The sequence below is a fragment of the Pseudoalteromonas luteoviolacea genome, from assembly GCF_018100925.1.
GTDB classification, from domain to species: Bacteria; Pseudomonadota; Gammaproteobacteria; order Enterobacterales; family Alteromonadaceae; genus Pseudoalteromonas; species Pseudoalteromonas obscura.
Genome location: NZ_JAGJEH010000009.1, coordinates 77,826 through 103,747, shown reverse-complemented (window position 1 = coordinate 103,747; position 25,922 = coordinate 77,826). Strand labels below are relative to the sequence as shown.

The following is a 25,922-nucleotide window of genomic DNA, read 5'->3' as shown; positions in this document are numbered from 1 at the left end:
GAGATACCTCGAAGGGAGTATGGTTGTATAGGACGTTGCTTATGAAAACGTTTGTATCGTTAACATTTATAGCGTCCATATGTGTCTATACTTTGTCTAACATGTTTCTGAAATATCTCTGTACACAAAATTGATTAAATGAGGAAGCTTAGTGCACTCTTTACTCCTAATTGAGGATGATGAACAACTGGCCGAGGTGACTTGTGCATACTTGGAATTAACTGGATTCAAGGTAGATGTGGTCAACAGTGCAAAAACTTGTTGGGATGTTTTACAAACAAAAAGCTACGCGCTAATGATACTCGATTTAGGTTTACCAGACGAAGATGGTTTAGTTTTGCTGCGTAAATTGAAAAGCAATAATATTTCGACACCTATCATTATTTCATCTGGCCGGGGAAGTGATGAAGATAGAATTGCTGGTTTAGAGTTCGGTGCCAGTGACTATCTAGCAAAACCGTATACGGTTAAGGAGTTGTTGTTACGAATTAACCTCTTAATTGACGCAACTTCTATGCAGGCCATAACAAAGGGATTAATGTATCTTGCGGACAAAAAGCTAGATATCGACAATCAAATGTTATTGGCACACTCCGGTGAAGAGATCGAATTGACATACCATGAACAAGCAGTTCTGTTTTTGCTGGCAAAAAACGCGCCGCGCACATATTCGCGAGAGGAGATAATAGATGCGACTCGACTAGGTGAAGGCCCTGAATCTATTCGAGCTGTCGATACAATTATTTGCAGACTAAGGAAAAAAATCGAAATTAACCCAAGAAAACCTCAAGTAATAAAAACAAAAGTGGGCGTTGGATATAAAATCATTGTTAACGCACGCATATAGCCGTTGGGAGCTTCAACTTCATGCTCTAGCTATAAATTTTAGGGTGATCAGAGTCTTTTTAAAAATAGGACTGAGAGCTTATTTGTTGTCACTGTATTTTAAGTTTTAGTTTACTAGTTTGTACAAAGTGTTTTAAGTCAAATTGAAGCCAGTTACATCCTATCTTATTCGGTCTACAATTTATTGAGTTAATAAAAGGTGGATAGAGCTTTGGGTTATAGTTTAAAAAGTGTTCTTTTGATTTTTATGATTTTTAGCCTTGTCGCAGCAGGCGTGAACCTATCTATCATAGTGAGTAGTCATGCAAATAAAAATGAACATGAATATTGGTTAATACATACGTATGAAGTCATCGATTTAATTAGCCAGCTCAAAGTACATGTTAAAAATGCAGAAACGGGTCAGCGAGGGTTTTTGCTCACTCAAAATATGGATTACCTAGAACCGTTTAGAAAGGGAACAAATTTAAGCTTAAGCACTTTTGAGGTATTAGTGCGCAAAACGGCTGACAATCCGACACAACAAAAACGGCTCGCTGAGCTCGATGTCATTCTTAATAAAAAGTTTTCAGAACTGGAGCAAACAATCGAGCTATTACAGCATGCTACGAAGCAAGAAGCCGTTGATTTAGTAAAAACTGACTTAGGTAAACACCTAATGGAAGAGATAGAGTTGGTTCTGTTTGCTTTTGAACAAGAGGAAAGAAATTTACTTAGTAAACGCACAAGAGAATATCAAGATGCGAAAAGATTACTCTCTTCGTCCATCGTGATGTTAGAGCTTGTGTATGCCATTTTGATAATTTGGTTAATCTATTCAATTTGGTATAAAGTTCTTAAACCGATAAGTGTGCTGGTATCGTATATAAAACACTATCCAGAGGTAACCAAGTTTGAAATAGCTCAGCAAGACAATTGTGAAGAGGTAAGTGAGTTGGCGCGCGGCATTAAAAGTCGTTGCTCAGAATCTGAAGCAGTGATCTCGACGCTTCAAAAAAGCGAAAAAGAGGCAGTTGAAAAACAGCGACTAAACCTTCGGGGAGTAGCTGAATACAATGATGCAATCAAAACTTCGTTACAAAACCTATTTGCAGCACTGCACAAGCATAAAACTGACGGTTTGGGTTCGATTAGCAAGCAAGAAATTGAAAGTATGGTTAGGTTAGTGAACCAGCTCTTAGACTTGACGAAGGACCTTGATATTTACTTAAAAACAAGTCGCCAAAATTCCAATTGAGTTAGAAAAGCAAAACTGCTTTTCCCGTTACCCACCATGGGTTATAAAGAATCGAAATAGTAGTCAGAGTTAAATACCCATCGCAATGCGCAATGACCGCTTATTGGATAATTAAGATTTTAATCAAGATATCAAAGTTGGTGTTTTGGACTGTTAAACTGCTCAAGTATTTCTTGTAAGTCTGATTCGATCCCATAGCCAGCCTCCATCAATGTATCAGCTTTGTTTTGAGCGTTGGTTGTCAAAGACAGTAGCTGGGTTTCTGTTTGCTGGGAAAGTTCATGGCCCAGTTCAAAAGACGCAAATAGCTGATTTAGCTCAGTCTCAAGGTGTTCTATGATCTCGACGATACCGGTTTTTATCACGGCATTTTGGTTTTTATAAGTGTCAAGGGTATTACCTAGGCTAATCTCCGTCTTTATTCTTAAAATACAACTCTCAATTCCATCCATTAAATAAGCGAGATAGTCTTTCATAACGCCACTGCGACTGTCATTGCGTGGCATGTTTTTTATCAACAAACTACAATATTGCCAATTAAACGCAGCTCGACTGCTACCGAACTCCATGATGCGCTGGGCATTTTTAAGAGAACTAAGTAAGCTAACGTCGATATTGTTAAACACTTTGTTGTCGAAAAAGACAATCTCTTCTCGGTTTACTCTAAAAACCAGCGAGGTACGTAGCCCAAAAGAGCGAGTTGTTTCAAAAATGGCACTGGCAAGTTGGCTATATGTTCTACATTGCTGGGTTTGTTTATAAAACTGAATGATTGTTCCAAGGGATGCTATGTCAGAAAGCGCTTGAATCGCGATATCTTCTGCGTCATTGCAAGACTGTTGTGCATACGAAAGAAGTGTATTAATTTTTTTAATTAGTTCGGTAGGCTCTGCAGGCTTTGCAATAAAGTCATTTCCTCCAGAATCATAAGCTTTTAACCTTTCTTCTATTGAGCACAAATTTGAAAGAAAAAGAATGGGCATTTGGTGTCCTGCTTGACGAATTAAATAAGTTGCTTCGTAGCCACTTATGCCTGGCATTTGTATGTCCATTACGATTAAATCAGGTTGGTGCTTCTCTAAGTAGCTTAAGGCAAGTTCGCCGCTGGCAGCTGTTTCAACATCAAAATAATTTGATAAAGTATTTACTTGGTATTCGAGGGCAAAATCGTCGTCATCGACGATAAGTATTTTGTTCATATAGTCACCATGATTGTTTGTCATTTAGCCAGATAATGAGATCGTCTAAAGGCATAGGTTTAGACACTAAGTACCCCTGAGCTAAATCACATTGTAGGCTTTTCGCGAGATCCCAATCAGCCGCTGTTTCTACTCCCTCTGCAACAACTAACATATTCAACGTTTTCGCTAGATTAACACTCGACTCTATAATAGCTTTACTTGTGTTGTTGTTTGTGGCGTCGCAAATAAATTGTCTGTCGATTTTCAATTCAGTGAAGGGGATTTTCTTTAATTGCTCCAAGCTCGAATATCCAGTTCCAAAGTCATCAATGCTTAATCCAAACCCTTTTAACCTGAGGCGCAATAACACATCTAACGTTGAAATAAGGTTTTGTATTAATCGACTTTCTGTTAGTTCTAGTGTGATACTGCTGCAAGGAATATCATGCATGTTAGCGAGATCTTCTATTTGTTCCGGCAAATCGATAGCACATAGACTGTCAGTTGATAGGTTTATGGATATATTCAGATGACCACCAAGAATGTTGGCTAGCTCTTTAGATTGAGGTAAAGCTTGGCGAAATATACTGCGTGTGATGGCATCTATCATGCCTGACTCTTCGGCTAGAGAGATAAATGCAGCAGGGTTAATCGTGCCTCTTTCCGGGTGTACCCATCTGGCAAGCACTTCAACAGATTTGACTTGCTTAGTTGTAAATGCAACTTGAGGTTGATAGAAAGGCACAATCTCATCATTGGCGATCGCTACTTTTAATTCTTCCAAGCTAATTTTGTCTTTAACTTGCAAAGTATTAGGCTGTGATTCTGTAAAAAGCTTCTGAAGTTTTTGGGTCAATACGTCTATTGTAATTGGTTTAGGTATCGCGCCCAATACTTTAATATGTTGAGCTCCAGCCAGAGTTGCCGTAGTGTCTAATATACGTTGATCTTGTGCACTTAAAAGTAAAACAGCCCCCTTAAAATGATATTCAGAAAGGTGCCTGAGTACTTCCACGCCGTCCATGTCAGGCATGATTAAATCAATAATAATTAGATCGAAGCTTTCTCCGTTTTGAATTCTTTCAACGGCATTTTTACCAGTAGATTCCGTCTTGACATTATAAACACCGAGCTGAGCAAACTCGTGTTTAAGCATGTCATGAATGAAGTCGTCATCGTCGATCACAAGAACACTGAGCGTTTTTAGTTGATTGTTAAGAGTCAATTATCAGTGTTCCTATTAAATGTTGGTTTGGCTTGTTGCAAAACAGGCGATATGTCTACGGCAAGTATCATTAAGACTAGGACACAGCACTTGATTTTTCCAAATTGCCGAAAATAAGTCAGGTGTGATTTCGTTGGTCTACACTAGATTTAAATATCAGGGCGTTACGGCAAGTAGACTTTTGAAACGGTGCTTGTTGACGCCAGAAACGAAGGCAAGGGTGAAGAGATATGAAAACTAAGTATTTTTTATTGTCTTTACTTATTTTCACTATGGTAATTCAACTTGGCTGTTCTGATTTTGATAAAAAAACAATTAGAGTGGGCTCGAACGTATGGCCCGGTTATGAAACTTTACATCTTGCTAAGCATCTAGGGCATATTCCACACAATATAAAATTAATTGAGTTAATGTCCGCCACTGATGTCATGGAGGCTTTTCGTTTAGGGCGGCTTGAGATAGCTGCACTGACACTGGATGAAGCCATGACGCTTGTATCTGAAGGTATAAATCTAAAGATCTTTTTGGTTATGGATGTGTCACATGGAGGCGACATGGTTATCTCACGATCAACAATTTCTGACTTATCGGAGTTAAAAGGGAAAACAATAGCGTATGAGCAAACTGCATTGGGAGCACTGATGCTCCATGAAGCAATGCAGGCTGGCGGGTTAAATATTGACGATGTAAAGCTTGTTCACTTAAAAATTCACCAACAAATAGAAGCATTTAAGGATGGCTCCATAGATGCAGTGATTACGTTTGAACCTGTTGCAACTAAATTACTTCAACTTGATAGTAACGTTATTTTTGATAGTTCAAAAATACCAAATATGATCGTTGATGTGTTAGTTGCTAGAGACAATACACTTAAAGAGCACAGTCAATTAATTAAAATATTGGTTAATGGACAATCTGAAGCCTTAAAAGCAATAGATGAAAAGAGATATGAAAGTTTGGAAGTTATGTCGCAACGTATGGGCATATCCAAAGAGGAACTCAATACTGCAATGGCAGGTATTCACTACCCGAGTATGCAAGAAAATCAACAGCTACTGGAGCGGGGAGGGACGTTAAATAAAACCATTAAACGTTTAAATCGCATCTTGCATAAAGCAAGTATAATTCCCAAGCCTGTAGACGCAAAAATCTTGATTGATGACACATATGTGAAGCCATGAAAATTCCGATTTCAACAAACTCAATAATCATTTGGGTCCCATTATTTACAGCCTTGATATTTGTCATTTCTATCGCCACAGGGGCAAGCTTAACTTACTTGGGGAGCTTAAAAGTCGCACAAGAGAACAGCCTATCGCAAATCAGCTATATATTACTCTCTTTAAAAAATAAGGCTGAACAAGAAGTGTTTAGAGAAGGTGGGAATGTACTAAATCATGAAGCCTCGATCATAGGCACTATTCCAGCCGTAAATGATGTTGCGGTGACCGATGATGCGGGGGTTGTGTGGGCTTCGAATCACTACAGTATGAGAGGGAAACTGTTAACTGATAGTGCCTCTTTTTTAACAGATGAAGACTTGAAAAATACTCAAATGCATAAATCCATACAGATGCATTATTCGCCAGACAAGGAAGTTGTAGAAGCCACACTGAGTTTTATTTGGCCATCCAATAGAGAGGTAAGGTCTAGTCGCAGAGGCATAATTTACTTGAAATATGATTTTAGTTACGACAGATTTCACCTTTCTGAGTTTGTGTCAAACCAACTCATGTTTATCGGTTTATTAGGGTTGATGCTTATAGTACTTATGATGGTGCTGTTGCGTAATTTTTTTGTTGACCCTATCAAACAGCTTATCTTTCAAGCCACAGCACTTGCAGAGGGGGACTACAGCAAACAAATTGAAGTGCAAGGGGCAAAAGAGATACAAATGCTAGCGAAAGCTTTTATCCAAATGCGGTCAGCAGTATCGTTACATATTGGAGAGTTGGATGAAATAAGAGCACAGCTTGAAAAACGGGTTCAACAGAGAACTTTCGAGCTGAACAACGCAAATTTAAATTACAAATATGCACAAAACATGGCTATGTTAGGCCATTGGTCTCTCGAATTGTCAAGCGGTATTTGTGAGTATTCTAATGAAGCAAAGCGCATTCTCGGTTTAGATGAACCCGATACAACTGGTTATGCAGAGTGGTTATTTGGCGGCATAGAAAATATACATGAAGAAAAACGCGAATTGTTGCAAAACCTCCTAAACCCAAAGAAAGATTGCCGAGACTTTAACTACAGCATTAAAGTTAAAGGCGATTTACGCTATATACGCCTCGTTGCAGAGCATGTGTATGATTCCCAAAGTAAGCAAACGAAAATTACAGGTATCGTTCAAGACGTTACCGAACTGAGACAAAAAGAACTTTCTCTATTAGAAAGTGAGGCTAAGATGCGGGCTATTGTAAATACCGCTGCAGATCCAATTATTGTCATCAACACAGAGGGAATTATTCAGGAGTTTAGCCCTTCTGCAAGTCGAGTTTTTGGCTTCAGTAAGGCAGAAGTCTTGGGCTCCAATCTAAAAATACTCATGCCAGAACCGACTCGAAGCGAACATGATGGGTTCCTTGCTAGCTATGCAAAGACGGGTATACGAAAAGTTATTGGAAATAAACGGGAAGTTATTGCTCAAAGAAAAAGTGGAGAAAAATTTCCAATAGATTTGGCCGTCTCCGAGACTAAAATCGCTGGGAAGGCATATTACACCGCAATTATTAGAGATATAACGCAGCGAAAGGAAGCCGAGGAAGTGCTATTAGAAGCAATGAAAGCGGCGCAAAGTGCAACCGTTGCGAAGTCTACATTTTTGGCAAACATGTCCCACGAAATTCGCACACCTATGAATGCTATTGTAGGTTTGTGTAGCTTAATGTCAGGTACTCAACTGTCACAAAAGCAGCGTGGCTATTTAAATAAATTAACCCAATCATCAGATAATCTGCTCAATATTATCAATGATATTTTGGATATATCAAAGATTGAGTCCGGTAAACTTGAAATAGAAAAAACGTCGTTTCGTTTGGAAGATGTTGTTGAGTTAGCAAGCGATATTATTGCTTATAAGGCCCATGAAAAGTGTATAGACTTTAATGTGGATTTACCTAGCTCGATACCTACGGCTCTAGTAGGGGATCCTCTGCGTTTAGGGCAAATACTCATTAATTTGTTGGGCAATGCAGTGAAATTCACACCTAACGGGGGGGAAATTACCTTAGCGCTTAAGGCAAAGATAATATCGAAAGACGACGTTGCTATTGAAATATCAGTAACAGATACGGGAATTGGGGTCGCAAAAGAGCAACAGAGTAAGCTATTTTCAGTTTTTACTCAGGCTGATATTTCTACAACAAGGCAATTTGGAGGGACAGGCCTAGGGCTGGCAATTTGTAGCAACCTTGTGTCAATGATGGGGGGCGAGATTGATTTTGAAAGTGAGGAAGGAGTGGGCAGCCGTTTTTACTTTACTGTTAGCTTCTTACTTCAAAAGGGGGAGCCTTCGCCACGGGAACCAAAAGTTAAATCTATCGATAAAAGTTTGTATCTGAATAAAGCACACTTGTTGAAAAACATTGAGGTATTGCTCGTTGAAGATAACGATATTAATTTGGAGATTGCTGTAGAGTTATTACAGGGAGTTGGTCTCAAAGTAGTTACAGCTACTAATGGAAGCGAAGCTATTAAAACGTTAAATCACAATCAAAATATTGGTTTGGTTATAATGGATTGCCAAATGCCGATTATGGATGGATACAAAGCAACTGAATTGATACGAAAAGACGAAAGGTTTAAGCAGCTCCCGATCATCGCGCTCACTGCGAATGTAATGACTGAAGACATTAAAAAAATTGAATCAAGCGGCATGGATGGCTATTTAGCAAAACCGCTTGATGTAGATAAACTTTTTAAACTTGTATTTGACGGACTGCGTCCGACAACTGAACAGCCAGCTGATAGCAATGCGGTCTTAGCAGAAATGACAGATTCACACATTAATTTTGAGCTAGGTCTTAGGCAAGTAAATGGTGATGTAGACTTTTTTAAAAAAATGATTGAAAAGTTTCGAGTAAAACAGTCTAACTTTGCACAGCGTCTGAAATGTCTAATTGAGCAAGCGGAATTTGAAGAAGCGAAGAGAGAAGCGCACACTTTGAAAGGTCAGGCTGCATACCTGGGATTTATGTCAGTTTCGAAACAGGCTGCTGTTTTAGAAGGGGAGTTGCCAAAAATACAAGGTTGGCTTGAAATTGAGCTAGATGTGACTAAAGCGGCCTCATTGATCACTCACTCAATCAATGAGGCTAATTCATATTTTACAGATTAAAAGCGATACTTTAGGTTTGCTGTAATTGTACGACGCTGGCCGTAGAAACAGTCACCGCGATATAAACAACTCGTTATTACAGTTTTGTCCGTCAAATTATCTATGTTCAAGCTTAATTCATAGTCGTTAAATTGATAGCCAACCATCATGTCATAGAGAGTAAAGCTGTCGGTAGTTAGTGCTTTGTGATAGTCAAAGCCACCGGCTGAGACAGAGCGGCTACCATCAAATGTTTTACCTACATAGCGTATGCCAGCGCCAAACTTCAAGCCTTCCAATAAGTTATCTGCGCGATACGTTGCCCATACAGAAGCCAAATGCTCTGGCGTTGCAGATAAAGGAACGTCATCAGTACCAATTGCTAATACAGCTCCACCGATGATTGCTTGCTTTTGCGCAGGATCTTGCGTTTGTTGTGCGAGTAAACCTGCTTGTGTCATGATCTGATCAGCAGATAATGGAGTCGTATCTTGCTCTGATGTTGTATACGCATATGAAGCATAAATATCGAGGTTATCCCACTCTAGCTGCGCTTCTAATTCGAATCCGTCTACTGATACTTCACCATCTTGTACATGTTCAATGGGTGATATTTGGCGAACATGGTTTTTATCCGTGATATGGAAAACGCTTGCAGTGATTAAGTGTTCAGTGCCCTCCGGCTGGTATTTAACACCGTATTCGAACTGCTGACCTTCTTTTGGCTCATAACCGCCGCCTTGAGGCTTGGAACCATATAGCGGTTGGAAAGATTCTGAGTAGCTAGCATAAGGGGATAGCCCATTTTCGAATTGATAAAGTGCACCAACTCGCCCAGTTAAAGCACTCTGAGATTTTTCAACTTTTGTCAATGCTGCAGTGTTGCCTGTATTTTCCCAGTTTGATTGCTCAACATCATCATGACGAAGAGCGGTATTTAAAATAAACCCTTGGTATTCAAATGTCGCTTGAATGTAACCACCAAGCTGAGTATCAGTTTGTTCTGGTGCAATAACCGCTATTTCTTGCGGTAATGGGGCGTTCTGGCCATAAACAGGATTGTAGAGATCTAATGGAGATGAGACTGCACCACGTAAGCGGCTAGTACGTGTTTCAGCATCTTGAAAATCAATCCCGGCTACGATATTGATTTCGATATCACTGAATTCAACATATTGATGAACTTGAATATCGCTTAAGAAGCTCTTTGATTCACCATCAGACATGCTAAAAATACGATTTACGCTGCGCTTATCGGCTTCAAACTTAGGTGGCCATGAAAAGATTGTACGGTATTCAGATGAGCTATCGCTGTAACGAGTTGACCAACGAACCTGAGTGTCATCAGATATACTGTGCTCTAAAATCGCTGTTAGGGCCATTTGCTCGGTATCGTATCTATCCCAACCAGGCTCACTGACAAAACGTTCACTTGGGATTTGGCCGTATTTGGCAGGTAGCAATGTTCCTTCGTGTGGGAAAAATTGAGTTGAAGAGCCAGACTCATTTTCTTGGAAATTAGTTAAAAGTGTAAAGCGCGTATCTTGGCTGATATCCCAAGCAAAACTTGGTGCAAACACCAAAGTGTTGTCTTCAACAAAATCTGTTTGAGTATCACTGTTGCGATATACACCAACAAAACGTGCTTGATATTGCTCATCTTGACCAAAGGCTGTGTTGTAGTCACCAGCAATTTGTGCTCGATCATAGTTGCCTAACTGCGCCCAAATTTCGCCTTGTGTCTCGCTGTGTGGACGTTTTGATACTGAGTTAATAATACCGCCAGTTGAACCTTGTCCGTACAATACAGAAGAAGGGCCTTTTAAAATTTCAACACGTTCCAACGTATAAGGGTTAGTACGAGTATTGTTGTAATGGCCAAATTGCATCTGAAGACCATCAATGTATGTTAATGGGTCTACACCGCGGATTTTAGACCAATCGCCACGAGTGTCTACGCCATAAGGTCCATTATAAACACCTGCAACATAGCCAATCGCATCTTGTAATGTCTCTGCGCCTAAGTCAGAAATACGCTTTGATGTTAAAACTGACACAGAAACCGGGGTTTTTGTGATTGGTACATCTGATTTGGATGCACTGGCACTGACATAGGAAATAAGACCCTTAGGGCTTACTTCAATAACTTCTAATTCATTGCTCTTTTTTTGTGCGTCATCAGCAAGCGAAGCCCCAGAGAAGGCGATTGCGAGTGCTGAGACAAGCATTGGATATTTGGTTTTGAATGAGCGCATGATTTTCCCTAATTAAAAATAAACGCGCGAATATTATTGCAACTGAAAATGATTATCAATAATGTTGAGGTGTTTTTTCACTCAGATACATTTATGTAAAAAGTGATATAAATCATGTATGTGATAATTTATAAATGATTCACAAATGTACCTTTTATCGTGATTTTTAGGGTTTTTTGTCCTAGCATAGAGCCGAGGCTCATAGCTGGTAATTCAAGCCGTACAGTGAATTTACTTTGGATGTATTTAACACTATTTCATGAAGATCCCATTCGCGAAAGGTTTGCGGTTAATTGTTGGAAATACAAGACTATTGGTAGTGCTTATCGGGTTTTCTATGGGATATAATCGAAGTTAAGTTATGAGAGGTAAGTATAAATTTGAATTGGCAAGCTTTAGTCGATAATCGACAACGATTTTTTTGGGTACTACAGATTTCTGGTTGGATAGGTTATGCACTAGTCAACTATATAGGCTCAAAGGTATTTGAAATGCGAGACATCTATGTTTTTGTCATCGTACTCAATGCTTATGCTGGCTGTTTGATGACGGTACCTCTTAGATATCTTTATCGACGGGTTTGGAATGCGAAGCCATGGGTGTTGATATTTGTTGTATTTAGCGTGTCTTATATCACTGGTACTTTGTGGTCAGTGGTCCAAAAATACAATTTATGGGAAATATACCGACACGGTTACCGGCCAGATGAATGGTTTTACTATCTTCAACAGGGCTTGGATTCGGTATACATTGTTTTATGTTGGAGTGGTCTATATTTTGGGATCAAATATTACCAACTATTACAAAGCGAGCGTCAAAAAGCACTCAAAGCAAATACAATGGCCCATGAAGCTCAATTAAAAATGCTGCGCTACCAGCTCAACCCTCATTTTCTATTTAATACGCTGAATGCGATTTCAACACTCATTTTGGTAGAGGAAAATAAAGACGCAAACCAGATGGTGTCAAGGTTGAGTGACTTTTTGCGTTATACGTTAAATACAGATCCAATTAAAAAAGTTCCGTTGGAGCAGGAACTTCATGCGCTTAAGTTGTATCTAGAAATAGAGAAGGTGCGTTTTGATGAGCGACTCGCTATTGAACTAGATGTCACTGAGCAAGCTAAGCATGCATTAGTGCCCAGCTTAATATTGCAACCGTTGATCGAGAACTCGATTAAATATGCCATCGCACATATGGACGAGGGTGGGAAAATCGAAATTAAAGCGCAAGTTTTCGCCAATGAACTATTGTTAGAAGTTGGTGACAATGGCCCTGGCGCAGAGTTGTCCGATGGTCAGTTGACTAATGCTGGTGGTGTTGGTATTGCCAATACACAAGACAGATTAAAAACACTGTATGAGAATAATTACTCATTTGTGTTATCAAATAATACGCCTTCAGGACTGAAGGCAAATATACGGGTTCCGTTTGAAAAGGCCGAGAAGTGAAGTAATGAGCAAGATTAAAACGATAATTGTTGATGATGAGCCGCTAGCGAGAAAAGGCTTGGCTGTCAGATTGAGAGAATTTGAAGAAATAGAAGTTATCGAACTTTGTAACAGTGGACAAAAAGCCATAGATATTTGTCAGCAACAGGATATTGATTTGGTCTTTTTAGATATCCAAATGCCTGGCTTAAATGGTTTCGAGGTTGCGCGGATTTTAAGTGAAAGTGTTAAGCCTTTACCTGCCATTGTCTTTGTCACAGCGTTCGATCACTATGCAGTTAAGGCGTTTGAAATCCACGCTCTGGATTACATCCTTAAACCAGTAGATGACAACAGACTAAAACAGGCGATTGAAAAAGTGCAAAGCTATTTAAAGAACCAACAAGATAACGCCCACAAGAAAAAGCTCGCGAGCTTTGTTGCAGGGATCACAGGCAATAATTGTGAAGAAATACTTAAGAAACTCGCCACAGGCGACGCTATTGAAGATAAAAAGTTTCCTGAGTCATTAGCTGTAAAAGAGCAGGGTGAAATTATTCGCGTGTCGACAGCGACAATCCAGTGGATCGATGCAGCAGGTGATTACATGTGTCTTCACTGTGCAGATGGTCAGACGCATATTCTGCGCAAAACAATGAAAGAGCTGGAACAAGAGCTTGATCCAAAGTTATTTGTACGAGTTCACCGTTCAGCTATCGTAAACACAGGCCAGATTAGTAAGCTAGTTACACAAAGTAGCGGCGAGTATTTATTGGTTTTGGATAACGGTCAAGAGTTGAAAGTAAGCCGCAGCTATAGAGATAAAGTTAAGTCTGCACTGGCGAGCTAATAGGTAGCACTTTAAATCGTTTTGTCTGGAGCTCTGGTAAAAAAAGCCCAACTGATTGAGTCGGGCTTAGTTGTACTAGTGATTTAACGATTATACGGTGACAATTTTCAATGTATTGGTTGCACCAATGGTTTCCATTAAGTCACCGTGAGTAAGAATAACTGTATCGCCTCTCTCAAGTGCGCCGCTCTCAACAAGTGTATTTAGTGCATCTTTAACCAGCGAATCTGCTGTGCAGCTTGTTGAGTCAAAATACACCGGATATACACCACGATATAGAGCTGTTTGGCCTAGTGTGTTAGCGTGACGAGAAAGTGAAAAGATTGGCAATCCCGAGCTGATCCTAGACATAAGTTTTGAAGTGTTGCCTGACTCAGTGAGGGCAACAATGGCTTTGACTGAATCTAAGTGGTTAGCGGCATACATGGCAGACAAAGCAAGAGTTTCTGACGTGTCTGCAAACATGCTGTCTAGTCTGTGCTTAGAAATGTGAGTCTCAGGTTGTGATTCTGCACCTAAACAAACACGTGCCATGGTCGCAACTGTTTCTTCAGGGTAATCTCCAGCAGCTGTCTCGGCTGAAAGCATTACAGCATCAGTGCCATCAAGGACTGCGTTTGCAACGTCCATAACTTCTGCACGTGTTGGCATTGGGTTGTCAATCATTGACTCCATCATTTGTGTAGCAGTAACAACTGTTCTGTTTAATGAACGAGCGCGGCTAATAATTTGTTTCTGCTTGCCAACAAGTGCAGCATCGCCAATTTCAACACCTAGATCACCACGCGCAACCATCACAGCATCAGATGCTAATACGATGTCATCAATTGCTTCTACTGTTTCTACAGCTTCAGCACGTTCAATTTTTGCAAGTAATTGAGCATTTGAGCCCGCCTTTTCAGCAAGGCCTCTAACGTATCGCATATCGTCGCCACTGCGAGGGAAAGATACTGCAATATAGTCAACGCCAATTTCTGTCGCGGTGATTAAATCTTCTTTATCTTTGTCAGTAAAAGCTGGAGCGGTTAGTCCACCACCTAGGCGGTTGATACCTTTATTGTTAGATAAGATACCGCCAACGGTGACAGTACAAATAACTTTTTTGCCAACAACTTCGTCAACTGTAAGTTGGATAAGGCCATCATTTAGAAGTAACAGGTCACCTGTATGAACGTCTTGAGGTAGTTCTTTATAGTCAATACCTACTGAGTCAATGGTGCCTTCACCTAAACCAAGTTCTGCGTCTAACGTGAACTTTGCACCTACAACTAGGTCAACTTTGCCTTCAGCAAAAGTAGACACTCGAATTTTTGGACCTTGCAAGTCTGCAAGAATAGATACATGTGTATCCAATTTTTTAGCGATTTCTCGAACAGCTTCTGCTCTGTCTTTGTGATCTTGCGCTACACCGTGGGAAAAGTTTAGTCGTACTACATTAGCACCGGCGCGAATGATTTTTTCTAAATTATTATCTCTATCTGTAGCTGGTCCCAATGTGGCAACTATTTTTGTGCGTCTTAGCATCAGATTCTCCTGTAGGCTGTTCTTGCTAGCATCTTTCTTTATCAAAAAAGTGGTTAAATAGTGGTCTTTTAAAGCCTAATTAAGTAAATATTCTCAGATAATTACGCTTTTATGTAAAGTTTTGCCCCTAAACCCTTTTTCATACACAAATTAAATTATATGATCTGTATGACGTGATTATGACACCGGTGTCAGTGGTCGTCAATCCAAGAGTGAAATTAAGATTGGATTTAACACCTTGACTGATAATGTATTTAACCTGTGTGTAAAGCAATCTTTTGCTTGTGTTAAACGACGTTATGAGTAAAAAGTACTAAACTTCAGTTTATTTGGTGCTTGAGGTGGCCCGAGCAGAATATTATTGATTGCTCAGGTATAATGTAGCGGACATCGTGTAGACGAATTTAAGTGTGGTTGTTACCGAGGAGGAAACTTAATGCAAGTTGCATTAGTTGGTTTAGGTGTAATGGGCAAAAACCTTGCACTAAACTTAATTGAGAAAGGTATGACGTTAGTCGCCTATGATAAAAACCCAGACGCAGGTGCTGAATTACTAAGTTGTGCACAGTCTTTGGGTGTAGAAGAGCGTCTCCATATCGTATCGGATCTCGGTGATATGGTAAGAAGGCTAGAGCCTCCTCGTTCGGTATTATTATTAGTACCTGCAGGCGAGCTTGTAGATGCTGTTTGCAATGAGTTGATTGAAGCCGGCGTGTCAAAAGGCGACATCATTGTTGATTGTGGAAATAGTAACTACAAAGATGGTATTGCACGGAAACTTAAATACCAAAATAAATTTGAATTTGCCACTATGGGTATATCTGGTGGCGCAGAAGGTGCTAGACATGGCCCAGCAATGATGGCCAGTGGTTCTGAAGGTGGCTGGGAGCGCCTAGTGCCTTGGTTCGAAAAAGTAGCTGCAAGCTACAATAGTGAATCTTGTTTTGCGCGTGTTGGTCAGTCTGCTAGCGGCCATTTTGTTAAAATGGTACACAATGGCATTGAATATGCGCTGATGCAATTAATCGCGGAAGTTTATCATTTACTTCGCATTGGTACTGGTCGTTCTCCTAAAGAAGTTGCTGAGATCTTTGAATCTTGGTCTGAAGGTGAATTAAACAGCTACTTATTATCGATTTCTCGTCATATTTTGAGTCTCGAAGATAACAATCAGACGCCATTGGTTGACCTAATTGACAATAAAGTAGGTGCTAAAGGCACTGGTCTTTGGACTGCACAAAATGCACTCGAGCTAGGTATTGCGGTACCATCGTTGGTTGCAGCGGTACAAGCCCGTCACCTTACCAATACAATTAGTACGCTAGCTGCAAAAGAAATGACATACCAAGCGAAAGAAACGCAAAAGATTGATATTGATTTGGAAGAGCTCAAATCGGCGTTCTACTTTGCAAGCTTGCTGTGTTATCGCCAAGGCCTTGCACTGATCAAAGGCGCTTCGCGCTCGCATCAGTGGAAAGTAGATCTTGCTAAAACGTTACAAACATGGCGAGCAGGCTGCATTATTCGTGCAGATTATCTAGATGATATCGCCAAAGGCGTTGATTTTATCGACACCTTAGAGAATGAAGCAAAAGCGCTGCGCAGTATAACAGGTCAAGCAATTCAAACTGGTCTTGCATTTCCTGTGCTTGCTTCAACACAAACTTATATTGCTACGCTAAGTACACCTAGTAACGGACACCTTGTACAGGCACAACGTGATTACTTTGGTGAACACGGAATTAAGACACACAGTGGTGAAACTTCTCACCTAACTGATTTGGTTGATCTACCTGAAAAGGTACGTTAACAGAAAAAGAAAAGGCCACACATTGTGGCCTTTTTTATTGTTTAGCGAGTTAGTTCGCCCCGCAAGTTATCTTGCATTAGGTGGCGTATCGTTTCTAATTCTAACTCTTGGCTAAAGAGATAATGTAGTTTGGTTAAGCATGCTTCTAACGTCATATCATAGCCGCTAATCACACCACAGTTCAGCAGTGCATTTCCTGTAGCATAACCACCCATATTAACCTGACCTTGAATACATTGTGTTAGATTGACAATGACAACACCACGATCTGATGCTGATTTCAAAGTACTCAAAATATCGTCTTGTTGAGGTGCATTGCCTACGCCAAAACTAAGTAAAATAAGTGCTTTTACATCATCTGACAAAACATTATCAACCATAGCTGCGCTTATCCCAGGGTAGAGGTGCAATACAGCTATTTGCTGGGATTGAATAGAGGTTACGTCCAGCTCTTGGTCAACATAAGGGCTCAGCTTGCCTTCTTGTAGTTGGATATTGATACCAACTTGAGCTAAAGGCGCCAAATTAGGAGAAGCGAATGCGTCAAAACCATCTGCATGTGCTTTAAGTGCGCGATTGCCGCGGAATAGTTTATTGTTAAAGAACAAGCTCACTTCAGCAATAGGGTAGTTGGCAGCTAAATACATAGCATTTAGCAGATTTACTTGACCATCAGATCGCAATTGAGAAAGTGGAATTTGAGAGCCTGTAACAATGACAGGCTTGGTTAAGTTTTCGAACATGAAAGATAAGGCGGATGCCGTGTACGCCATGGTGTCAGTACCATGCAACACAACGAAGCCATCATAGTCATTGTATTTTGCTTTAATATCTTCAGCGATAAGCTGCCAATGCTGTGGCGACATATCTGAAGAATCGATGAGCGGACAATATTCGTGAATATCGAACAGCGGCATTTCTTCACGCGTGAATTCGGCGTTATTTTTTACTGTTTCTGTCAAATAACCGGCAACGGGCACATAGCCTTTGCTCGATTGCTTCATCCCAATGGTGCCGCCAGTATAGGCAATGTAGATTTTTTTTCTTTTCATAAAAAAGCCCAGATACGAATCTGGGCTTAGTATACCAACTGCAGCATCACATTGCAGTTTATTCATTAACCTTATGGTATTGAATTATTGTGCCACATCACACATGGTGCACACGCTATATAGACTATTTGGGTCATTATATAGTTCAATCATGTTGGCACTTTGCTGAACTTTATATATTAAGTTACCAATACTTTGCTGCGACACTTTTTGTAACGTATCTGTTTGAGATGCCGTAGGCAGTAAAGATTGAGTGACTTTTGCACCAAAGATTTGTTGCATTAAGCGTTCTTTATCGGTCAGAGTCTGCTCAACATTAATGACGTCATAGTGCTCAAGGCTCGCAAGTGCAGCAGCTGATTCAATGGCTTGTTCTTTCGTACCTAGCTTGTCAATCAGGCCAAACTCCAATGCTTGAGGAGCTAACCAAACGCGACCCTGAGCAACTTCATTGACATCTTCTTTATTCAAGTTTCTAGCTTCAGAAATAACAGAGAGGAATTTGTCATACGCATCTTCGACACCCATTTGAATGATGTCGGCGTACTGAGGGTCGATACCACGTGAAATTGAAGAAGATTTAAGCTCTGTGGTTGCCACGCCATCTGAATACACCCCAAGCTCTTTTAAAGAGTTTTCGAATGTAAAGATAGTGCCAAAGATACCAATTGAACCTGTGATAGTACTGGGAGATGCCCAAATTTCATTGGCCGATGCAGCTATCCAGTAGCCACCAGAAGCAGCAACAGAGCCCATAGATGCAACAATTGGTTTGCCAGCAGCTTTAATCGCCAACACTTCATTGCGGATCTGCTCTGAAGCGAATACGCTACCACCGCCTGAGTCAATACGTAGTACAACAGCTTTAACATTTTCGTCAATGCGTGCTTTTCGTAGTAAAGCAGCTGTGGAGTCTCCTCCAATCACGCCTGCTTTGCGCTTGCCGTCAACAATATGGCCTTTGGCTACAACTACAGCAACTTTATCCGAGAGCGGGTTTGGAATGGCTTGGAAACTTGTAATTGAAGCCAAGTATTCGCTGTACTTAACTTGCTTGTATTTGTTGCCTTTGTTCTGAGTACCAACCAACTGAACGAGTTTATCATTGAACTCTTGATCAGTCTCAAGCGCGTCAACCCAACCATATTTCATCGCAAATTGCGCTGAATCACCTGAAACTGAAGCCATTTTCTCGCCAAGCTGGGTTAGGGTTTCATCAAAATTGTCCGTGTTAAACGGACGTCTTGCTGCAACATCTTCTTTATATTGCTCCCAAAGGCTTGATAGCCATAGCTTGTTAGCTTCTTTTGCTGCGTCAGACATATCATTTCGGATAAAAGGTTCAACTGCTGACTTGTATGTACCAACACGGAAAATGTGTTGAGTAACTTGTAATTTTTCTAGCGCATCTTTGAAGTACATTGGATAGGTTCCAAAACCTTTAATACTTACACCGCCATACGGATGCATGGAGACTTCATTGGCTGTAGACGCTAAATAATACTGAGTCTGAGTGAAGTAGGGACCGTGAGCATATACAGGTTTGCCTGATGCTTTAAACGCTTCGATAGCAGTTGTTATATCACGCAGCTTATCTAGGTGACCGTGATATAAGTTTCTTAGATCTAGATGAATCGCCTTAATACGATTATCGCGGGATGCGTTGTTAATGACTTTAATTACATCGTCAACAAGTATTTCCATCGGTTTTTCTTTTGAACCGAATGTGTCATCCAATGCGGCATCAATTGGATCAACATAGGTCAGTTGCTCTACCAGCTTACCCGATAGGTTTAGCCTTAACACGCTATCCTGAGGGACGAGGATTTCCTCTTCAGATGTCATCATAGCCACGACGAGGCCAATGATAAGTACAACAAATACCAAGTTTACAAGTAGCCTGCGTGAGAAGTTCAACGCATGCCATAAGCCTTTAAATAGTTTTGCGATCAGCTTCAATGTTATTCCTCTGGTTCTAGTACCGAAATGCTCTCATTAGTATCATAACTTAGTTGTGCAATGAGTGTTAACTATAAAACGTAACTAAGTATTACTTCGTTCACTTTAGTCGCAAAATACCATAAATATTATAAATTTATCCGGTTTTGAATAAATAATTTGTGCTTTTTACTTGCCAAAATCTATAAATTGGTTAATGTTCACAGGTAAGACCAGTTACATTGGGGCGAGCAATGTTAGAACAAAAACTACAACTTAAAAATTCTGAGCTACGTAACCGCTTGGTAATGGGATCAATGCACACGGGGTTAGAAGAGGGTTGGCATAATCGCAAAAGACTAAGAGCGTTTTATGAGCAAAGGGCAAAAGGGGGCGTCGGATTGATCATAACTGGCGGATATAGCCCTAATATTCGAGGAAAGTTGACACCTATTGCGTCTTCCTTTAACTCCCGCTATGACGTGATTAAGCACAAAGCGTATACTGAGGCAGTCCACCAGCATCAAGGGAAAATTTGCCTACAATTGTTACATGCTGGCCGATACGCTTACCATCCGTTTAATGTCGGCCCGAGTCAACTAAAAGCGCCGATCAACCCGTACACTCCAAAATCTATGTCTATTGGCATGATTAAAAGCACTGTAAAAGATTTTGCTAAGTCAGCTTATATGGCAGAAAAAGCAGGCTACGATGGTGTTGAAATCATGGGATCCGAGGGATATTTGATTAACGAATTTATGGCGCCGCATACTAATCATCGCAATGATGAATATGGTGGTACACTCGATAATCGCATGCGTTTAGCGATTGAGATAGTAAAAGCAGTAAGAGCGCGTGTATCAGCTCAATTTATCATTGTATTTCGGTTATCAGTGATGGACTTAGTGCCGAACGGGTCAACCAGTGAGGAAGTCACAGTGCAGGCTCAGGCACTTGAAGCTGCTGGTGTGGATATACTCAATACGGGTATCGGTTGGCATGAAGCACGAGTACCAACCATTGCTAGTATGGTTCCGCCGGGCGCGTTTAGAGAGGCGTCTAAACGACTCAAAGATGTCGTCGATATCCCTGTGGTCGCGGTGAATCGAATTAATACCCCTGAACTTGCTAACAATATCTTGGATAATGGCGAAGCTGATTTAATATCCATGGCAAGGCCATTGTTAGCAGATCCGGACTTTTTTAACAAATATGCTGAAAACAAATCTGAGCAAATCAACATTTGTATAGGTTGCAACCAAGGCTGCCTTGATCACGTTTTTAAAGGTAAACGTGCAACGTGTCTAGTAAACCCACAGGCTGGGTTTGAGTTGGATTATCCATTAGATAAAACACAAAAAGCTAAAAATGTGTTAGTTGTGGGAGCGGGCCCCGCAGGATTATCAGTTAGCTGTTATTTAGCCAAAAAAGGTCACAACGTCACCCTCATTGATAAAAACGAACATGCCGGTGGCCAATTCAATCTGGCTATGCGGATCCCGGGAAAAGAAGACTTTAAGCTGGCACTCAAATATTTTTTAAACGAAGTAGAGCGGCTGGGCGTCAAGATGGAATTAGGGCAAGCTTATAACGATGATATGGCGACCAACTTTGATGATGTTGTTTTTGCAACAGGTGTGAGTCCGCGTATGTCAAAAATTGAATGTAGTGACGGTAAACGTGTTTTGGCATACGATGAAGTGATCCGCAAAGAGGTCCAACTTGGCGATAAAATTGCTATTCTAGGTGCTGGTGGGATTGGTTTTGATATGGTCGCCTTTTTAACCGAGCCAGAAAACCAGTCTATCGACGACTTTAAGGGTCAATGGGGCATTGAGCAAGACGTTGTACCATCTTCAGAGAAGCGAAAAATATATATGCTAAAACGAAGCGCTGGACGGTTCGGTTCAGGATTAGGAAAAACGACAGGTTGGATCCATAGAGCGGTTGCCAAACATCACCAAGTGGAGCAAATCGCTGGTTGTGAATATGTATCTTTTTCCAATGCTGGGTTGGTAGTTAAAATTGACGGCAAAGAGCAAACGCTTGACGTTGATACAGTAATTGCATGTATTGGTCAAACGTCTAATGAAAACCATTTTGACCGAGAGGGCCTTCCAAGTAATCATCACGTGATTGGCGGCGCGTTGCTGGCAAGTGCCATAGATGCTAAGCGCGCTATTTATGAAGCGTTGCAAGTCGCTAGAAAGATATAAAATACAATAGACTGAATAAATCGGCGCCAAAGCGCCGATTTTTTTATGCTGTAATAAAACTTCACGTGGTTCGGTCTACACTGTATGAATACTATCAAAGGTGTAAATCGTTCTATGATTAATAAAATTCAATCCATATATCAAACTAGCATTGAAAAGGTCGATATTATGAGTGGCTTGGCACCACTTCTAATAAGGCTAATTGTTGCGCCTGTTATGATCATTGCAGGATACAACAAGCTGAATTTAGGTAAAGCAGACGCAGGTTTTTTCGAAAGTTTAATGGCAGATGAAAACGTTGTTGCGTGGTTTGGTAACCCTGACTGGGGACTGGGTTTACCATTTCCTGATTTTCTCGCATTTTTAGCTGGTTGGACTGAGTTTTTGGGTGGCTGGCTTATTTTACTCGGGCTGTTAACGCGCCTAGTATCCATTCCCTTAATGGTGACTATGTTCATTGCAGCGACGCAAGTCCATTGGCACAACGGCTGGTTTTCGGTCGCACCAGCTAATCCAGATACCAGTGCAGCTCAGGTCTTTGCGTGGTTAGGGAGTGAGACTGCTCAACAAAGCTTAGAAAATAGCCTTGAAGTATCTGAGCGTCTTGAGCGTATCAAGTCAATTGTATCTTCCCATGGATTTCCTGAGTATCTCTATGAAAAAGGTAACATAGTGATTTTAAACAACGGAATAGAATTTGCGGCTATCTATTTTGTAATGTTTTTAAGTTTATTTTTTACCGGAGGAGGACGCTTCTTTAGCGTTGATTATTGGATAGCGAAAAGGCTTTCGACAAAGACCTAAAAAATATCAGGGAAAGTGCTAAACTTTCCCTGACACTTCACGTTACAATAATAAGTGTTTGTTTATTATTAAGGAATTTATATGGATGCCATCGAGCTTTTGCTGACACGTCAATCTGACAGCAATTTATCCTTTCCAGGTCCGAACGAATCTCAACTAGAAATCATAAAAAAAGCAGCGTTAAAAGTACCTGATCATGGCGGGCTTGCACCATGGAAGTTTATCGTTGTTAATGAAGATGCCCGTGACAAATTGGGGGAAATCTATTACAACGCAGCAGTCGAAGAGCAGCAAAATGAGCGCACCGTCTCGCGCGCTAAAGAGTTGCCTCATCGTGCTCCTATGTTAATTATTGCAATCTCTCCTCACCAAGAACACCCGAAAGTTCCCCGTGTTGAACAAATTGAAAGTGCTGCATGTGCGTGTTTTGCAATGCAACAGGCCGCGTTTGCACAGCACCTGTCAGGTGTTTGGAGAACAGGTTATTTTGCACAGAGCCCAGCCGTGAAACGTGAGCTTGGTTTAAATGAAAAAGACGAAATAGTCGGCTATTTATATTTAGGTACTCCTACGGTTCAGTGTACTAAACCGGTTCGTCACGAACCAAACACATTTTTTACTGATTTATAAATTACTTACGAGGCAACCTATGGCACTACATGTTGTTGAGCACCCATTATTACAACACAAAATTGGCTTATTGAGAGAACATGGCATCTCAACTAAAAAGTTTCGCGAGTTGGTGTCGGAAGTTGGCAATTTGCTAACTTATGAAGCGACAAGAGATTTACCAACAGAGACTACAACGATAAAAAGTTGGACGGGTGATGATTTAGATGTGCAAGAGATCAAAGGCAAAAAAATCACGCTAGTGCCTATTCTAAGAGCTGGCCTGGGTATGTTAGATGGCGTCATGCAGTTATTGCCAGCTGCGAAAATCAGTGTTGTCGGATTGCAGAGAAATGAAGAAACACTTGAGCCAGTATCATATTTCGAAAAATTAGTAGGTAATTTAGAATCGAGAAGAGCGTTAGTCGTCGATCCCATGTTAGCAACAGGCGGCTCATTAATTGCGACAATTGATTTGCTCAAAAAGTCCGGTTGTAAAAACATTACGGCCATTGTTTTAGTCGCAGCACCAGAAGGGGTTGCAGCTGTTGAAAAGGCACACCCAGACGTAGATGTGTATACAGCGGCCCTTGATAGTCACCTCAACGAAAATGGCTACATTGTGCCAGGTCTAGGAGATGCTGGTGATAAAATATTTGGCACTCAGGCCTAAGACTCTTTGGCTGACAAACCAATGTTTGTCAGCCTTGATAGATAAACCCCGTTGTCAAATTTGTCTAGGTTGAACAACTTTTTTGTTAAAAACCCACCAACAACTCCAGAAAAATCCGGTTAATCCAATTGCAGTGTAAATAGCTGGCTTTGGGTTTTCGAGGGTACTAATTGACCCTGCATAAGCTGCAATTAAAGCATACGGCAAGGTGCTGATCAGCCAATACGAAATAAAATGTTTAAATGGCATTTTAGTCATTCCAGCCATGCATGCGGAGATTTCAGGCAAGATAGGTGTTGCTCTGGAAAGTAGGATAACCACTGGACCTCGTTTTTGAAATAGTGCAATTGCATCAGCTCGCTCAGCAGGATTCGTTACGAGTTTATCAAAGAGCTTATTGCCGTATTTGTAACTGATGGCGTAGCCTGTTATGCCTGCGAGTAATAATCCCACAATAGCACTGATGCCACCAATGATTGCCCCAAGGAAATAGCCAGCTAATAAAATGAGGGTAAGCGTCGGTATAGCAATAAACAAATCTAAAAAAAGCAAACCAATCACTGTGAATGCCACCAGATATACATTGAGTTGACTAGCTGTATTTAGCCAGGTTTTAATCTCATCAATACCGAGTAATCCACTCACTTTAAGCACAAAAAAAGTCGAGGCAAAGAAACAAAACAATATCAACATGATTTTTAAAAGGGGCTTCATAACAATGACTCCATCAAGTGTATTATGGGTAACTTATTGGGATTGAAATAGGCCTTTGTATGTCTGCAAGAGTGAGTTTTGCATCGTTAAATTTTGGCGGGCCACGCCAGCTAATTTTGGCTCCATTTGAAAACCCAAGACCTTCCGATGGGATAATCCCAGTCCAATTTTTAGAAGTCTTTTGCGAGTTGTCTTCGTCATGTAAAACCTTGATAGCGAACTCTGGTTTGGTGGTTGTAAACTCGACAAGTAATGATGCTTCGGTAGGGCTATGGAACTGCGTTTGCACTGCTTTGTCATGTTTGACTGGGAACCCTTCTTTTTCAAATAACATCACCATAATTTGTCCGGGGCGATTGGTATCAATGTCAGTTATTTTTATCTGTACGTTGCTTGCAGCTATGCTTTTAGTTGCCATTAACATTATTCCTAAAGTGCTTAATTTAATTAAGGTGTGCATCATGATTAAGATCCTTTTAACAGGCGCTTGGCCAGTGCTGGGGTGAGGGCATTCAACACGCGTAGAAGCTTTATTTTACCGATATCATGCTGAGATTTTTGACGCTTCAAACCATCAATAATGGCTCTGGCCGCTGCCTCAGCAGATATTTTGTTGTCTCCTCTACCTTGGGTCATAGGAGTATCCACAAGTGGGATAAATGCCTGCAATACTTTGATATTTGTGTGTTCTAACTGGTAGTTTAAACTTTGTGAAAACAGATTAATGGCTGCTTTTGACGCGCAGTAAACGGATGCACTTTTTTTCGCAACAAAAGACAAGCCAGAGTTTATGTTTAAGATCGCAGCAGTGGGGCCGCTCTCGTTTAGCGCAGGTATAAGCAAATATGAAAGCGAACATACAGCTGTGAAGTTGATATTGATCTCTCGTACAATTTGCTCATATTCGAAATTTGTGTCAGTAAAAAGGGGCTCGTTCTGGATAGCCGCATTATTAATTAAAACGTCTATCTTTGGAAACTCAGCCTGTATTCGTTCTGACAGCGATTTGTAGCAGTTGGGATCAGAGAGATCCGCTGCAACACATATCACATTTTTGTATCCTTTTTTTAATTGTTCGAGCCGATCACTATTTCGTGCAATGACAACAATTTTATTTTGTGCGTGCAATTGTTCTACAATTTGGCGGCCTATACCTGACGTGCCGCCTGTAATGACTATCACTTTATTGACTAAGTTCACGTATGTATCTCCAGTAGTGAATCTGGTTGATACTTTAAAA

Annotated in this window: 20 protein-coding genes; 11 read left to right on the top strand and 9 right to left on the bottom strand. The window is 40.6% G+C overall.

Annotated features, from left to right (window positions below):
• Positions 1-151 precede the first annotated feature (151 nt).
• Both J8M00_RS28630 and J8M00_RS19690 read left to right on the top strand, forming a co-directional pair.
• The gene (locus J8M00_RS28630) at positions 152-847 is read left to right on the top strand and encodes a response regulator transcription factor (RefSeq protein ID WP_211012207.1); all 696 of its coding nucleotides are present in this window, start codon (positions 152-154) and stop codon (positions 845-847) included.
• A gap of 246 nt (positions 848-1,093) precedes the next feature.
• Positions 1,094-2,083 carry a CHASE3 domain-containing protein gene (locus tag J8M00_RS19690; RefSeq protein WP_247687484.1) on the top strand — a complete coding sequence of 330 codons (990 nt, stop codon included), beginning with the start codon at positions 1,094-1,096 and terminating at the stop codon, positions 2,081-2,083.
• Between the two features lie 131 nt (positions 2,084-2,214).
• Here the strand turns inward: J8M00_RS19690 and J8M00_RS19685 are convergent, their stop codons facing one another.
• On the bottom strand, positions 2,215-3,282 hold the full coding sequence (locus tag J8M00_RS19685) for a response regulator (RefSeq protein ID WP_211012205.1): 1,068 nt from the start codon (positions 3,280-3,282) through the stop codon (positions 2,215-2,217).
• Between the two features lie 4 nt (positions 3,283-3,286).
• Entirely contained in the window at positions 3,287-4,489 is a 1,203-nt protein-coding gene (locus tag J8M00_RS19680; protein WP_211012204.1) for an EAL domain-containing response regulator, read from the bottom strand.
• Positions 4,490-4,719: 230 nt separating this feature from the next.
• Between J8M00_RS19680 and J8M00_RS19675 the strand changes: the two genes are divergently transcribed.
• Positions 4,720-5,670, top strand: a complete 951-nt coding sequence (locus J8M00_RS19675) for an ABC transporter substrate-binding protein (protein ID WP_211012203.1) — start codon at positions 4,720-4,722, stop codon at positions 5,668-5,670.
• Positions 5,667-8,828 (top strand): PAS domain S-box protein, encoded by a 3,162-nt coding sequence (locus tag J8M00_RS19670; RefSeq protein ID WP_211012202.1) that lies wholly within the window; start codon positions 5,667-5,669, stop codon positions 8,826-8,828. The genes J8M00_RS19675 and J8M00_RS19670 overlap by 4 nt, the downstream gene beginning before the upstream one ends.
• Here the strand turns inward: J8M00_RS19670 and J8M00_RS19665 are convergent.
• Positions 8,825-11,062: a TonB-dependent siderophore receptor gene (locus tag J8M00_RS19665; RefSeq protein WP_211012201.1), complete on the bottom strand. Its 2,238-nt coding sequence runs from the start codon at positions 11,060-11,062 to the stop codon at positions 8,825-8,827. The two genes, J8M00_RS19670 and J8M00_RS19665, sit on opposite strands and share 4 nt — an antisense overlap.
• A gap of 380 nt (positions 11,063-11,442) precedes the next feature.
• Here J8M00_RS19665 and J8M00_RS19660 point away from each other — a divergent pair, with 380 nt between their 5' ends.
• The gene (locus J8M00_RS19660; RefSeq protein WP_211012200.1) at positions 11,443-12,513 is read left to right on the top strand and encodes a sensor histidine kinase; all 1,071 of its coding nucleotides are present in this window, start codon (positions 11,443-11,445) and stop codon (positions 12,511-12,513) included.
• A gap of 4 nt (positions 12,514-12,517) precedes the next feature.
• Positions 12,518-13,342 (top strand): LytR/AlgR family response regulator transcription factor, encoded by an 825-nt coding sequence (locus J8M00_RS19655; RefSeq protein ID WP_211012199.1) that lies wholly within the window; start codon positions 12,518-12,520, stop codon positions 13,340-13,342.
• A 90-nt stretch (positions 13,343-13,432) separates the two neighbouring features.
• On the opposite strand, the gene pyk is transcribed toward J8M00_RS19655, so the two are convergent.
• Positions 13,433-14,866, bottom strand: a complete 1,434-nt coding sequence (pyk, locus tag J8M00_RS19650; RefSeq protein WP_211012198.1) for a pyruvate kinase — start codon at positions 14,864-14,866, stop codon at positions 13,433-13,435.
• Positions 14,867-15,302: 436 nt separating this feature from the next.
• Between pyk and gndA the strand changes: the two genes are divergently transcribed.
• On the top strand, positions 15,303-16,676 hold the full coding sequence (gene gndA, locus J8M00_RS19645; RefSeq protein WP_211012197.1) for an NADP-dependent phosphogluconate dehydrogenase: 1,374 nt from the start codon (positions 15,303-15,305) through the stop codon (positions 16,674-16,676).
• A gap of 41 nt (positions 16,677-16,717) precedes the next feature.
• Here gndA and ansA read toward each other — a convergent pair whose 3' ends face one another.
• Positions 16,718-17,728, bottom strand: coding sequence for an asparaginase (gene ansA / locus J8M00_RS19640; RefSeq protein ID WP_036975831.1), 1,011 nt, complete (start codon positions 17,726-17,728; stop codon positions 16,718-16,720).
• Between the two features lie 84 nt (positions 17,729-17,812).
• On the bottom strand, positions 17,813-19,681 hold the full coding sequence (sppA, locus tag J8M00_RS19635; RefSeq protein WP_211012312.1) for a signal peptide peptidase SppA: 1,869 nt from the start codon (positions 19,679-19,681) through the stop codon (positions 17,813-17,815).
• Between the two features lie 239 nt (positions 19,682-19,920).
• On the opposite strand from sppA, the gene J8M00_RS19630 reads away from it, so the two are divergent.
• The 4 genes from J8M00_RS19630 (at position 19,921) to upp (ending at position 23,968) form a co-directional block, all read left to right on the top strand.
• Positions 19,921-21,882 carry an NADPH-dependent 2,4-dienoyl-CoA reductase gene (locus J8M00_RS19630; protein ID WP_211012196.1) on the top strand — a complete coding sequence of 654 codons (1,962 nt, stop codon included), beginning with the start codon at positions 19,921-19,923 and terminating at the stop codon, positions 21,880-21,882.
• Between the two features lie 114 nt (positions 21,883-21,996).
• Positions 21,997-22,686, top strand: a complete 690-nt coding sequence (locus J8M00_RS19625) for an HvfX family Cu-binding RiPP maturation protein (protein ID WP_211012195.1) — start codon at positions 21,997-21,999, stop codon at positions 22,684-22,686.
• 81 nt (positions 22,687-22,767) lie between these two features.
• Positions 22,768-23,316, top strand: coding sequence for an NAD(P)H nitroreductase (locus tag J8M00_RS19620; RefSeq protein ID WP_211012194.1), 549 nt, complete (start codon positions 22,768-22,770; stop codon positions 23,314-23,316).
• A 19-nt stretch (positions 23,317-23,335) separates the two neighbouring features.
• The gene (gene upp, locus J8M00_RS19615) at positions 23,336-23,968 is read left to right on the top strand and encodes a uracil phosphoribosyltransferase (RefSeq protein ID WP_211012193.1); all 633 of its coding nucleotides are present in this window, start codon (positions 23,336-23,338) and stop codon (positions 23,966-23,968) included.
• Between the two features lie 54 nt (positions 23,969-24,022).
• Here upp and J8M00_RS19610 read toward each other — a convergent pair whose 3' ends face one another.
• Genes J8M00_RS19610 through J8M00_RS19600 form a run of 3 tightly spaced genes read right to left on the bottom strand, consistent with a single transcriptional unit; the run spans position 24,023 to position 25,882 of the window.
• On the bottom strand, positions 24,023-24,682 hold the full coding sequence (locus J8M00_RS19610; protein ID WP_211012192.1) for a TVP38/TMEM64 family protein: 660 nt from the start codon (positions 24,680-24,682) through the stop codon (positions 24,023-24,025).
• A gap of 22 nt (positions 24,683-24,704) precedes the next feature.
• Positions 24,705-25,100 carry a DUF2141 domain-containing protein gene (locus J8M00_RS19605; RefSeq protein WP_211012191.1) on the bottom strand — a complete coding sequence of 132 codons (396 nt, stop codon included), beginning with the start codon at positions 25,098-25,100 and terminating at the stop codon, positions 24,705-24,707.
• 47 nt (positions 25,101-25,147) lie between these two features.
• A complete protein-coding gene (locus J8M00_RS19600) occupies positions 25,148-25,882 on the bottom strand; it encodes an SDR family oxidoreductase (RefSeq protein ID WP_211012190.1) in 735 nt (244 codons plus the stop codon).
• Positions 25,883-25,922: the final 40 nt, after the last annotated feature.

Coding starts and splice junctions, on each gene's coding strand:
- J8M00_RS19675 (WP_211012203.1), top strand. CDS start 4,720: ATGAAAACTAAGTATTTTTTATTGTCTTTACTTATTTTCACTATGGTA.
- J8M00_RS19690 (WP_247687484.1), top strand. CDS start 1,094: ATGATTTTTAGCCTTGTCGCAGCAGGCGTGAACCTATCTATCATAGTG.
- J8M00_RS19630 (WP_211012196.1), top strand. CDS start 19,921: ATGTTAGAACAAAAACTACAACTTAAAAATTCTGAGCTACGTAACCGC.
- ansA (WP_036975831.1), bottom strand. CDS start 17,728: ATGAAAAGAAAAAAAATCTACATTGCCTATACTGGCGGCACCATTGGG.
- J8M00_RS19625 (WP_211012195.1), top strand. CDS start 21,997: ATGATTAATAAAATTCAATCCATATATCAAACTAGCATTGAAAAGGTC.
- J8M00_RS19665 (WP_211012201.1), bottom strand. CDS start 11,062: ATGCGCTCATTCAAAACCAAATATCCAATGCTTGTCTCAGCACTCGCA.
- J8M00_RS19685 (WP_211012205.1), bottom strand. CDS start 3,282: ATGAACAAAATACTTATCGTCGATGACGACGATTTTGCCCTCGAATAC.
- J8M00_RS19655 (WP_211012199.1), top strand. CDS start 12,518: ATGAGCAAGATTAAAACGATAATTGTTGATGATGAGCCGCTAGCGAGA.
- J8M00_RS19610 (WP_211012192.1), bottom strand. CDS start 24,682: ATGAAGCCCCTTTTAAAAATCATGTTGATATTGTTTTGTTTCTTTGCC.
- J8M00_RS19605 (WP_211012191.1), bottom strand. CDS start 25,100: ATGGCAACTAAAAGCATAGCTGCAAGCAACGTACAGATAAAAATAACT.
- gndA (WP_211012197.1), top strand. CDS start 15,303: ATGCAAGTTGCATTAGTTGGTTTAGGTGTAATGGGCAAAAACCTTGCA.
- pyk (WP_211012198.1), bottom strand. CDS start 14,866: ATGCTAAGACGCACAAAAATAGTTGCCACATTGGGACCAGCTACAGAT.
- J8M00_RS19620 (WP_211012194.1), top strand. CDS start 22,768: ATGGATGCCATCGAGCTTTTGCTGACACGTCAATCTGACAGCAATTTA.
- J8M00_RS19670 (WP_211012202.1), top strand. CDS start 5,667: ATGAAAATTCCGATTTCAACAAACTCAATAATCATTTGGGTCCCATTA.
- upp (WP_211012193.1), top strand. CDS start 23,336: ATGGCACTACATGTTGTTGAGCACCCATTATTACAACACAAAATTGGC.